Below are 11,796 nucleotides of genomic sequence, written 5' to 3'. Positions count from 1 at the left end.
CCCTCTCGCAAATGATTGCCGACACGTTTTGGGCATCCGGAGCGTTTGAGGAACATTTGCCGAACATCAGAACCATCTATCGTGCGAAATGCGATTATCTAGCCGAAAAACTGACAATGCTTCTGCCAGAATTTGTTTTTGAAAAACCCAAAGGGGGCATGTTTATCTACGGTACGTTCGAAGGTGAAGTCGATGCCTATGCACTGGCTATGACATCGTTAAAAGCCGGGGCAGTTTTTGTTCCCGGGGGAGAATTTTATACCGCATCCCCCTTGAGTTCGGAAGCCAGATTCAACTTTACCCATTCGACCTTTGAGGAGATGGATCGCGGAGTCTCGATCATTGCGCAGACGTATCGAGATTATCTAACAAAACGTTAAAATGCAACTCATAAAAGGATTATTATGAACGATATAAAATTTCCGTTTTTAGAACATATAGGCGGCAGGCTGGTTCAAAGTGAAAAAGGGATGGCTGAAGTCGAATTGCGCGTGGAGTCGTATCATTTGCAGCATATGGGTTTTGTTCACGGCGGCGTCATTTCCACCTTGATGGACAATACGGGATGGTATGCAGCCGTTTCAAATCTCAGTGAAGGAGATACTTCCGTGACGATGGAGATTAAAATCAATTATTTGAAACCGGTATTAGGAACCTATTTACGCGCTGTAGGGAATGTGATACGTCAGGGGAGAACGACATCTTTCGTAAAAATAGAACTGTTCGATGAAACGAACCTCGTAGCTTTTGCGACAGGAACTTATGCGGTATTGAAAGAAAAATAATCAGATTTAGAAAAAAGACAGGGGAAAAATAAAGAAGCAGAAGAACCGGACAGAGCAATCGCTCCGTCGGTTAGTTAAATCGAAAACGATTTAGATGTTGTCGCGGATACCGAGATCAGCAACCAATTTGTTGTAGCTTTCGCGGTTTGTACGTTTCAAATAACGCATCAAACGACGACGTTGACCAACAAGTTTCAAAAGACCAAGACGTGATGAGTGGTCTTTTTTGAAGATTTTAAGATGGTCTGTAAGACCTGCAATACGAGTTGAAAGAAGTGCGATTTGCACTTCGCTTGAACCGGTATCACCTTCAGTTCTTTGGTATTGTTTAATGATTTGCGCTTTGTTCGCCGTATCTAAAGCCATAATAGCCTCCTGATGGGTATAAATTTTACTCGAAAAACAGTTTCTTCAAGCAGGGTCGGAATTATAGCCAAAAATATCCCTATTTGCGGTAAAAACCTCTACAAGTCACCTCTAATAATTTTTAGCTATAATAGCCTTTCTATTACAGGAGGAGTGAACCATGTTGATGACCCGCGCCAGCGAATATGCCCTACTATCGCTCATCGTTTTGGCTAAAGCGGGTCATGCTCTCGATGCAGACACCCTCTCAAAAGAGCTCAACATCTCCAAAAGCTTTTTAGCCAAAATTCTCCAATCCCTTGCACGTCAGGGAATCCTTAACTCGTACAAAGGGGTCAACGGAGGATTTGAACTCGCCCGAAAAAGCAGTGAAATCACCGTCCTTGAAGTCATGGAAGCCGCGGAGGGAAAAAGTCCCGCCGTCTTCAGCTGTTCCCCCTCACAAGAAGACTGCCCTTCCAATAAAGCGATGAGTTGCGGGCTTTGGCCGTTTTTAAACCGATTACAGGGAAAAGTGGATGCCTTTTTAGGCATTCTTACCCTTGAAGCCATTTTAGAAGAGTGATGCTTGGCAAAAGCAAAAAATAAAACACCCGATGCAAAATCGGTATTATCGGCTATTTTCGCCTCACGTGACCTTAGTGTCGTCTTTTTTGTTATGGCGATTTTGGCCATCATTATCATCCCATTGCCCAGTGCACTGCTCGATTTGCTCCTCGCCGTCGTCATCGCCCTCGCAGTACTGATATTACTGATCTCTCTTTATATCCCGAAACCGACCGATTTGACGACATTTCCGACACTGCTGCTGGTCATCACTCTCTTTAGGCTCTCACTGAACATCGCAACAACGCGTATGATTCTCAGCCACGGACATGAGGGGCCTCAGGCCGTCAGTGACATCATCACCAGTTTCGGAAACTTCGTTGTCGGCGGAAACTACGTTATCGGGGTAATCGTCTTTAGTATCTTGGTGTTGATCAACTTTATGGTTGTAACCAAAGGGTCAAACCGCGTTGCCGAAGTAGCGGCACGTTTTACACTCGATGCAATGCCCGGAAAACAGATGGCCATCGACGCCGATCTCAACAGCGGTCTGATCGATGAAAAACAGGCCAAAACACGCCGTGCCGAGATTTTGCAGGATGCCAATTTCTACGGAGCGATGGACGGGTCGGGAAAATTCATCAAAGGGGATGCGATTGCAGGAATCATCATTACGATGATCAATATTATCGGCGGATTTTTGATCGGGATTTTCCAATTTAATCTCGATGTTTCCGCAAGTGCCCAGACCTATACGATTCTCACCATCGGAGACGGTCTCGTCTCCCAGATCCCGGCTCTCATTATCTCTACCGCTACCGGTATTATGATCACCCGTGCATCCAACGATGAAGGTAACTTTGCCGAAGGAAGTATCAAGCAGCTGATGGGAAATGCCCGTATCATGATCATCGTCGGATTTATCATGATTATGTTCGCGGCAGTTCCCGGTCTCCCTACCATTTCGATGGGCTTTGTGGGACTCGTATTCGCCGGATTGGGATACGCTCTTTACAAATACGAAAAAGGGGATCTCGTCCTCACTTCAGCCCCTCTCGTCAAGAAAAAGGGCGCAGAAGGTGCCGGAGCAGACACCGAAGAGAGTGCCGCCCAAAGCGCACCGCGTAAAAAATCCAACGAAGAGATCGCCAAAGAGGAAGAAGCCGCACTCGAAGATATCCTCAAAATCGAAATGTTGGAACTTACCCTCGGCTATCAGCTTATCCGTCTGGCTGACAGCGCTCAGGGGGGAGATTTATTGGAGCGTATCCGCAGTATGCGCCGAAAAATCGCCTCCGATTTCGGCTTTTTAATGCCTCAGGTACGTATCCGTGACAACCTCCATCTCAAACCGACCCAATACGAAATCCTCCTAAAAGGGGTCAATATCGGTGACGGCATGATCCAGCCCGATCGTTTCCTGGCAATGGACAGCGGAATGGCCATCGGGGAGATTGAGGGAGAACCGACCAAAGAACCGGCGTTTGGGTTGGATGCATTCTGGATCGCACCGGAGCTCAAAGACGATGCAATTATCAACGGATACACCGTTGTCGATCCAGCCACGGTTATCTCGACGCACATGAGCGAACTGGTCAAAAAACACGCCGAAGAGCTCCTCACCCGTCAAGAGACCCAAACCCTCATCGAAAAAATCAAAGGGGACTATCCGGTTGTTGTAGACGACCTGCTCAAAGTCGCCAATATCGGTCTAATTCAGCGGGTATTCAAAGCATTGCTGCATGAGCGGATCCCTCTCAAAGATATGATTACGATTTTGGAAACGATGGCGGATGTCGCCGAATACACGAAAAGTGTCGATATCATCACCGAACATGTCCGTGCCAAACTTTCGCGAATTATCACGCAGCTTTACACCAGTCCCGACGGGGCAATAAAACTGTTGACTTTTGATACGATGAGTGAACAGCGTATGCTGGAAAAATCCCAAGAGCGTGACGGAGTACGTCAGCTTCTGCTCAATGTCGGCGAGATCAACGGACTTATCCAAGCCACCAGCTTAAAGGCGACCGAACTTCTCCAAAAAGGGATATCTCCGATCATCGTTATCGTCGATCCGAAATTACGCCGCCCGTTAGCCGAAATTTACGAGCGGTTCAGCCTCGATATTGTCACACTCTCCCATGCCGAAATCGATTCGAATGCCAAATTCGAAGTTCTCGGCTCCATCACTTTAGACACCAAATAGGATAGACATGAAAAAAACCATTTATCACCTCTCGCATATCGATCTCGACGGCTACAGCTGTCAGCTTGTAATGGCACAAACGCAACATACGATGATCAGCTATAACGCCAACTACGGTGCCGAAGTGATGGACCGTCTCGAAGAGATAATCGAACGGATTAAAAAAGCCAAACAAACCGCTACGATCCTGATCAGCGACCTAAACCTCTATCCCGAAGAAGCACGCTGGCTCAACAATGAAGTCAACCGCCTCAATGAGGGAGGATGGAATGTCACGATCACTCTCCTCGACCATCACGGCAGCGGGAAAGAGACAGCGGCACAGTATCCGTGGTACTTTCTCGACACCGAGCGATGTGCGACGAAAATCGTTTATGAATACGCTATGGAGCATTACGGGCTCCAAGGGGGCGGATGGCTCGAAGCATTCGTCAAAGTCGTCAATGCCGTCGATCTGTGGCATCAGGACGAAAAAGAGGATTTTGAATACGGCAAAGTGTGTATGCGCCTTATCAGCGACGCCAAAGAACTCAGCCGCGTTATGTTCGCCGACGAAGACCGCACCTATAAACTTGCGATGCTCGAACATGCCGCGACCATGCGCTATCTCCCCAATGCCAACATCGTCCTCGATGAATCACTCCATAAAATGAAAAAAGATTTTTTCAAAGACGGTGTAGACGATACTCTCGACAACCTCTCGACCAAATACATCGTGGAGCTGTTGGGAACCAAACGCTCAACCATGACGATCTACTACAAAGGATGGAGAGGCTTCCTGAGCTACGGCTTGGGCAACACTTCGATTATCGGAAACGGTTTTGTCACCGCCTTCCCGGACTATGATTTTATCGTCGATGTCGGAACACGGGGAACAATGAGTATCCGCGGGCATGATCAAGTTGATGTAGCGATGATGGCGGGCGAATGGGTCGGCGGCGGCGGACATCCGAACGCGGCCGGCGGACGGATCAACGGCTTTAAGGAGCAATTCCGATACGACAAAGTAAAACGTCAAATGGAAGATTTGCTCGCCAACAAAGAGGCGATGCCCGGTAAACTTCCCCACAAAATAGAAGAGTGACCGCCGGCTTATGATTCAAATCAATAACCTCACCAAAAGCTACGGGACACGCGTCCTGTTCGAAAACCTCTCGCTTAAACTCAACTCCGGCAACAAAGTCGGATTTGTCGGCCGTAACGGTACGGGAAAATCGACCCTTTTTAAAATCATCCTCGGCGAAGAACCTTATGACAGCGGCGAAATCATCATCCCGAAAAACTATCGTATAGGAACATTGCGCCAACACCTCCACTTTACTCATAAAACGGTACGCGAAGAGTGTGCCTCCGTCCTAGAGGGGGATATGGAGCACGAGGTTTACCGGGTCGAGAAGATCCTTTTTGGTCTGGGATTCACACAGGAGGATTTGGAAAAAGACCCCCTCAGTTTCTCAGGGGGGTATCAAATCCGACTCAACCTCGTCAAACTCCTCGTTACCGAGCCGAATCTCCTCTTGCTCGATGAGCCGACCAACTACCTCGATATCGTCTCTTTGCGCTGGCTGGCAAGCTTTATCCGCTCATTTGAAGGGGAAGTGATCCTCATCACCCATGATCGCGATTTTATGGACTCAGTAACAACCCACACGATGGGTTTACGCCGACGAAGTGTCAGCATCATCAAAGGCGACACCCGCAAGTATTACGCCAATCAGGCGCAGGAAGACGAACTCTACGTCAAGACGAAAATCAACCACGACAAAAAGCGTGCCGAGCTGGAAGACTTCGTCGCCCGAAACAAAGCCCGTGCCTCTACGGCGACACTCGCACAATCCAAACAAAAAGAGTTGGATAAAATGGGCACTATGGAGTCATTGGAAGGGGAAAAAGACCTCTCTTTTTCATTCTCGTATAAGCCTACCCCCGCAAAAGTGATTATGCAGGTGAAAGACCTCTCGTTCGGATATACTCCTGATGAGCTGTTGTTTAAAAATATCTCCTTTGCGCTGGAAGCAAAAAAATGCCTCGCTATCATCGGGAAAAACGGTAAGGGTAAATCGACCCTCCTCAACACCCTCGCAGGGGTTTTGACGCCGAGCGGCGAGATCATTTCTCATCCATCAACCGCAATCGCCCATTTCGGCCAGACAAACATCGACCGACTCGATAAAAACCGCACAATCACCGAAGAGATCCAAAGTGCCGATAACACCTTACAAAACGTCCGTATCCGCGGTATCTGCGGGACGATGATGTTCAGCGGAGACGATGCCGATAAAAAGATCAGTATCCTCTCAGGGGGGGAGCGCAGCCGTGTCATGCTGGGCAAAATCATCGCCACCCCTGCCAACCTCCTCTTCCTCGATGAGCCGACCAACCACCTCGACATGCAGTCGATCGATTCGCTCTGCGACGCACTCAAGCGCTTCGAGGGTTCCGTCGTCATCGTCACCCACTCCGAGATGCTCCTGCGCGAGCTTGCCGATCAGCTCGTCATTTTCCGTGAGGGGAATGCGGAGTTTTTCGACGGAAACTATGATGAATTCTTGGAAAAAATCGGATGGGACGAAGAGATCACCGATGCGCCTAAACCTGCCAAAGTGACCTCGAACGTCAACAAAAAAGAGAACAAACAGCTTCGAGCCGCATTGATTCAGGAGCGCTCAAAACTCCTCAGCCCGCTGAAAAAAGAGGTCGAGCATTGCGAAAATACGATCATGAAACTCGAAGAGAAACTCAAAACCTCCCATGAACTTCTAACGACCTATTCGAATCAAGGGGAAACCTCAAAGCTCCTCGACCTCTCCAAGCAGGTAGGAGAGGATGAAAAGATGATCGAAGAGCTGTTCGAGCGGCTCGAAATCGCCAGTGACGAAATCACCCGTATCGAGTGCGAGTACGAGGCGAAGATTGAAGAGCTCTAAAGTACGGCTCGACAAGCTCCTCTCCTCGCTGGGGTATTGCAGCCGTAAAGAGGTTGCCTCTCTCATCCGTGAGGGGATCATCACCCACACCCTCAATCTCCCCCTCAAAAACGATACGAAAGCCTCCCATAACGAAATCCTTTTCGATAGTGAACCGCTCGATCCTCCTATGGGAATGGTGATTTTGATGCACAAGCCTGTAGGCTACGTTTGCTCTCATGATGACGGAGAGGGTCGTCTCGTCTACGATTTACTTCCTGAGCGATGGCGACTTCGCGATCCGAAAATCTCCACCGTCGGACGCCTCGACAAAGAGACAAGCGGTTTATTGCTCCTCACCGACGACGGTGCCCTGCTCCATCGTCTCACCTCTCCCAAACATAAAGTGCCGAAAGTGTACGAAGCGACGCTCGATAGGGCACTCTCAGGTAATGAAGCAGAGATTTTCGCCTCGGGGACATTAATGCTCAACGGTGAAAAAACCCCCTGCCTCCCCGCAAAACTCACCGTCATCGATCCCACCCATGCAAGACTTGAGATCGTCGAGGGGCGCTACCATCAGGTACGCCGTATGTTTGCAGCAGTGGGAAACCATGTCACGGCATTGCACCGCTGCTCTTTTGGAACACTTACACTGGGAGATTTAGAGGCGGGGGAATACCGTCTCATCGACGCACAATCACTGACCGACTAATCGACCAGTACGATCCCCAACGATTCGAGTAAAAAGAGCGCCTCGTAGCGATTGAAAATAGAGCCTTTGAGGTGGTTGGAGCGAAGGTCGATAGAGGTGTTAGAACTATCGGTAAAGTTTGCCGCCTCCAGATGAGTGTTGCCAAACAGCGCCCCTTTGAAATCGGTTTTGCTAAAATCGGCTTTTATAAAACTTCCGTTGCGAAAATCGACCTCTTTGGCTCGACACTCCCGCATCACCAATCCCTCTATGTTCAGACCGAAAAAGTTGCTGTCATTGAGGATGCACTCACGAAAACGGATCGGATCAGCATTGAGGAGGCTCTTCCAATCTGCCATCGTCCAGTCGATCCCGACCATCTTGCACGAGACGAAATCGACATCGCTCATTTTCGTGTTGGTGAGTTTCATGACGCTCAGGTTGCAGTTTTCGAAACGGCATTCGGTGAATTTGCAGGAGGAGAAAAAGGTTTCGCTGAAATCGCAGGAAACGAAGGTGCAGTCATCGAATTCGGCTTTGGTGATCTTTTTGCCGTGGAGATCAATCCCTTCAAACTTCTCGGCGAATACGTCCATGTTGTCGGTGATGGAGGTGGAAGTCATGAGAAAGCCTTGTGAAAAATATAATCGAGGAACTTTTGCCTCTCTATCAATACTTATAAGCCAATAAATCTTATTTTAGACTTGATTCCATTAGACTTGAAAAAATTTCAGATTTTTCCTCTACTATAGGAATACTTGTGCTCAAAGATACCGTAAATACGTGCCTATGTTTTGGTGAAATTTTAGATGAGAAAAACTTCCAATAATCATTAGGACTTTCAAGTTCATAACAAAATTGAATTGAACTAATTTTATTCTCATTGCTCAACTTAATGAGATTATTCTTTAATTCACCCATTTCCTTATCTCTATTTTTTGTTTGATAAATGGAATCGAAATAAAATATAAAACATTTTTCAATTAACTTACCTTCAATTTCTGCCCCAATCTCATTAGTCATTGAATTCGGTAGTATGAAGTTAAGCATTGCAGTAGCATTTTTAGCTCTTGAAGTTACTTTAAATAAATTGAAAAACAATAACGTATCATATTCTTCATTAGAAACCTCATGTAAAATTTCATTCAGTCCACTGTGCGAACCATTTGTCGGACGAGTATGTGGATTTTCAGTATAACCAACATATTGCACTTGTGTAGAATGACCAAAACTTACATCAGTCCTAGACAAAAAATCATGAATTGACATCGTAATTTTATTGTTGCTATCATTTGTTAGTGTTATATATTTATCTGTAAGTTCTATCGTAGGATTAGAAAATCGATTTGTTACAACATCATAAAACTTTATTTTTGCCGATGCTTTCTTCTTTTCCCTACCAATTAATAAGTGAATTTTTACTTTTTTAGTAATTGGATTGTATTGTGGCTTTTTATTTGTATTAAAACGTACTTTTTTTCGAGAACATATAAAGTAAATAAACCTTTTTTCAAGGTTTTCTTCTATCTCTTTTTTTAAATTCTTTAAATATTCAACTATTAAATTCCGAGTATCAAAACTATAACCAGAATCTGTTGGATTAATTAATAAATCATACCAGTACATATCAGTACGGGACAATTCTACATACCAATCTTTTTCTGATTCTTTGTATACTTCATTATCAATGAATTCAGAGTATATCCCTCGCATCAATATCATTCTCCCTTTAATATAAACTGCAAAAACTATTCACCAATTTTTAATACACTACAAAATTTATCTTCTATAATTGAACCGACTTTTTCAACTCCTGTCTTAAAAATATCAATCTTATTTTTTCTCATATCATCTATAAATATATTTAAAAAATTCGTTTCTCTAGTTATGTTTACAAATTTGCTAAACTCTATATCAACTAAATTATCTTTATTTACTGTTTTAGATAAAATATAAAAAACTATTGTTTTTTCTATCATATTTCTAAAATATTTATCTTCAAGGAATGTATACATTACAATTGTTAAATAATGAAAAGTTGGTTTAAACCTTATATATGGTGTTATATTCGTATTCAATGAAATTACTAAAATGTCTATAATCTGTGTAATCCAGTTTTGAATTACCAAAATAAATTTTTCTGCTTCAGACTTGTTATTTATAATTGAAATCATTATAGGAGTTGCACTGATATATCCTTCAATCTTCTCTTTTAACGGTAAGCCATTGTCATTTGAATCACAAAAAGTTAAACTGGTTTTAAAGAAAGAAGACATATTTTCTTCAATTTCATCATATGTCGAATACTTTTCAAAAAAGTTATCAAATGTTTTAAAATCTTCACTTAAAATTGAATTGATAAATTTCAATAAAAATTCTTCTAGTAATTCTAAATGCTCTTTTTCATCGGAAATTGCAATTATTTTTATTGGTAAAATGTAAAATAAATTTAAATGCTCTGATAATATTTTTAAAACATCATGAAAAGCTCTTCTAAAAATTTCAATTGATTCCCTATTAAATCTTGAAATTGGAACTCTAAAAAAGTTTTCCAATTTTAATAGAGGATCTGAAATTATATGTACATCACCAAGTGATTTAAATATATAATGTTCATAGTCATCAACATCTAAATAAATTGCACCACTTAATATAAAACATTCTTTTTTACTTGTTATATTTTCTAGCTCTATTTTTAGAATTTCTTTTTTTTCAAGCCAAAAACATTGAATATTATCTAACATCATTGCAATATTTTTTTGGTTTACTTCCTCAGAAAAAACTACCTGTTCATATTCTTTAATCAACTCAAAATATGCCCTTTGAGAATTCTCAATGTAAGACATCTTCATCATGATCTACTTATAAAGTTCGTCAATTAAATTACTAAATTTCTCTATAATTGAATATATATCGTGATTAATATCAGCTAGCTTTTGCTCAAAACTTATATCAGGTACGGTGTGATATTGGTGTGTTGCATTATCACAATGCAACATAGAACTTTCTCTAATAGCACCCCAAAAACCGTGTACAAAATTTGTATCATAATCATAAAAAATATCGTATAAATCTCTTTCATCTACTATTTCGAATCTTTCTCTAATGCCTTTTTTATCAAAATATCTCAAATCGATATTTATAAATTCTTCCCAAAAAATCTCATTTACAATCACATTCACTAATGGTTCAATAAAATGAGATTTATCATTTATTTGAGTTTCTCTTGCTTTAAGCAAAGGTAACTTATATTTACCGACTCCATAAAGTTTATATTCTTCCCAAATATTAGGGTGTTCAGATTCAATTTTCAGCAAATATTTTATATTGATATATGTTTCAATAATTGTTCTTAAAGCATGACGACCTAAAATACAATCACTTAATTCTTTTGTTATAACTTCATTAAAAATTTTTAAAGCATAAGTAAAAGAACCAATTAGTACACTGAACTTATCATCATATATTGATTGTTCTTTGTGTTCATGTAAAAGATAATATATTCTTTCTTGAATACTCGAAATATATTCTTTATAATTCATTTCTATGCCTATATTTTTGAGTTCAATGGCTACTATATTACAATTAGTTTTCATCCCGATCTCTTTCCAAAAATTATTTGTAAAATCTTTATCTGATAGATTTTCAAAATCCGTCATCTCAGTTACTCTAATACATGGACGATACAATCTCATTTTTTCATCATCGTGATCAGTATATGGATAGTTTACTAAAGCTTCTGGTATTTCACTCCCTTGATGGAAAGAGAGTTTCTCTTGAAAAATCATCATTGAGATTACTACATATCTTAAATCAGTAGCTTCATATGATTGATGATCATAATATAGTTTGATTGCATCACTAAGAACATTTATTCTTGTACTTATGAAAATATCTGATAAATTAAAATATTTATTAAAAACTGGATAGGATGAATTTCTATAAATAACTGTTAATGGGGCTAAACATTTAGGATCTATTTCCTTACAAATAATTTTATAAATTTTTTCTTGCTCTGTTTCAGGCAATGAGAAAATACTTGATAGTTTAGGCTTGATAATCAACTTATTTATTTGAGCAATTTCTTTTAAAATCTTTCCAGCTTTTTCAATTCCTTTTGTTCTATCAAAATTCATTATAATTAATCCAAGCCATATATATTCTGGAAGCCTATCATTTGTCCATGAAACAGGTTCCATATTTTGGATGTTATTCATTGGAGTTATAACTAAACCTTTAGTGAATTTATGACTTTTCAAATCACTAGTCATTTTAGTTTTTTTCAATTCA

The 11,796-nt window shown here is 41.7% G+C and carries 11 protein-coding genes and 1 pseudogene; 7 read left to right on the top strand and 5 right to left on the bottom strand.

The features are described 5' to 3' along the window. Together PHP90_RS07975 and PHP90_RS07970 are read left to right on the top strand one after the other, a co-directional pair. Positions 1–380, top strand: a pseudogene (locus PHP90_RS07975) (hypothetical protein); the annotation flags it as partial. A 24-nt stretch (positions 381–404) separates the two neighbouring features. Next, the gene (locus tag PHP90_RS07970) at positions 405–785 is read left to right on the top strand and encodes a PaaI family thioesterase (RefSeq protein WP_299927896.1); all 381 of its coding nucleotides are present in this window, start codon (positions 405–407) and stop codon (positions 783–785) included. A gap of 90 nt (positions 786–875) precedes the next feature. Here the strand turns inward: PHP90_RS07970 and rpsO are convergent, their stop codons facing one another. After that, positions 876–1,151, bottom strand: a complete 276-nt coding sequence (gene rpsO, locus PHP90_RS07965) for a 30S ribosomal protein S15 (protein WP_299927893.1) — start codon at positions 1,149–1,151, stop codon at positions 876–878. A 160-nt stretch (positions 1,152–1,311) separates the two neighbouring features. Here rpsO and PHP90_RS07960 point away from each other — a divergent pair, with 160 nt between their 5' ends. The 5 genes from PHP90_RS07960 to PHP90_RS07940 are packed head-to-tail and all read left to right on the top strand — an operon-like array spanning position 1,312 to position 7,527. Next, positions 1,312–1,716: an Rrf2 family transcriptional regulator gene (locus PHP90_RS07960; RefSeq protein ID WP_299927891.1), complete on the top strand. Its 405-nt coding sequence runs from the start codon at positions 1,312–1,314 to the stop codon at positions 1,714–1,716. Between the two features lie 54 nt (positions 1,717–1,770). Next, positions 1,771–3,906 carry a flagellar biosynthesis protein FlhA gene (flhA, locus tag PHP90_RS07955; protein ID WP_299927899.1) on the top strand — a complete coding sequence of 712 codons (2,136 nt, stop codon included), beginning with the start codon at positions 1,771–1,773 and terminating at the stop codon, positions 3,904–3,906. A gap of 7 nt (positions 3,907–3,913) precedes the next feature. Next, on the top strand, positions 3,914–4,990 hold the full coding sequence (locus tag PHP90_RS07950; protein ID WP_299927889.1) for a phosphoesterase: 1,077 nt from the start codon (positions 3,914–3,916) through the stop codon (positions 4,988–4,990). A 10-nt stretch (positions 4,991–5,000) separates the two neighbouring features. Next, a complete protein-coding gene (locus tag PHP90_RS07945; RefSeq protein ID WP_299927887.1) occupies positions 5,001–6,833 on the top strand; it encodes an ABC-F family ATP-binding cassette domain-containing protein in 1,833 nt (610 codons plus the stop codon). Continuing rightward, the gene (locus tag PHP90_RS07940) at positions 6,820–7,527 is read left to right on the top strand and encodes a 16S rRNA pseudouridine(516) synthase (RefSeq protein WP_299927885.1); all 708 of its coding nucleotides are present in this window, start codon (positions 6,820–6,822) and stop codon (positions 7,525–7,527) included. The genes PHP90_RS07945 and PHP90_RS07940 overlap by 14 nt, the downstream gene beginning before the upstream one ends. Here the strand turns inward: PHP90_RS07940 and PHP90_RS07935 are convergent. From PHP90_RS07935 to PHP90_RS07920, 4 genes are all read right to left on the bottom strand, one after another. Then, positions 7,524–8,129, bottom strand: a complete 606-nt coding sequence (locus tag PHP90_RS07935; RefSeq protein ID WP_299927883.1) for a pentapeptide repeat-containing protein — start codon at positions 8,127–8,129, stop codon at positions 7,524–7,526. The two genes, PHP90_RS07940 and PHP90_RS07935, sit on opposite strands and share 4 nt — an antisense overlap. Positions 8,130–8,199: 70 nt before the next feature. Next, positions 8,200–9,222, bottom strand: coding sequence for a hypothetical protein (locus PHP90_RS07930; RefSeq protein ID WP_299927880.1), 1,023 nt, complete (start codon positions 9,220–9,222; stop codon positions 8,200–8,202). A 32-nt stretch (positions 9,223–9,254) separates the two neighbouring features. Continuing rightward, a complete protein-coding gene (locus PHP90_RS07925) occupies positions 9,255–10,352 on the bottom strand; it encodes a hypothetical protein (RefSeq protein WP_299927877.1) in 1,098 nt (365 codons plus the stop codon). Positions 10,353–10,364: 12 nt separating this feature from the next. Then, entirely contained in the window at positions 10,365–11,792 is a 1,428-nt protein-coding gene (locus PHP90_RS07920) for a DUF5677 domain-containing protein (RefSeq protein WP_299927874.1), read from the bottom strand. Between the last annotated feature and the right edge of the window lie 4 nt (positions 11,793–11,796).

Source organism: Sulfuricurvum sp. (assembly GCF_028712165.1).
Lineage (GTDB): Bacteria > Campylobacterota > Campylobacteria > Campylobacterales > Sulfurimonadaceae > Sulfuricurvum.
The sequence above is the reverse complement of the archived record's forward strand: the minus strand, read 5'-3'. Positions and strand labels throughout refer to the sequence as shown.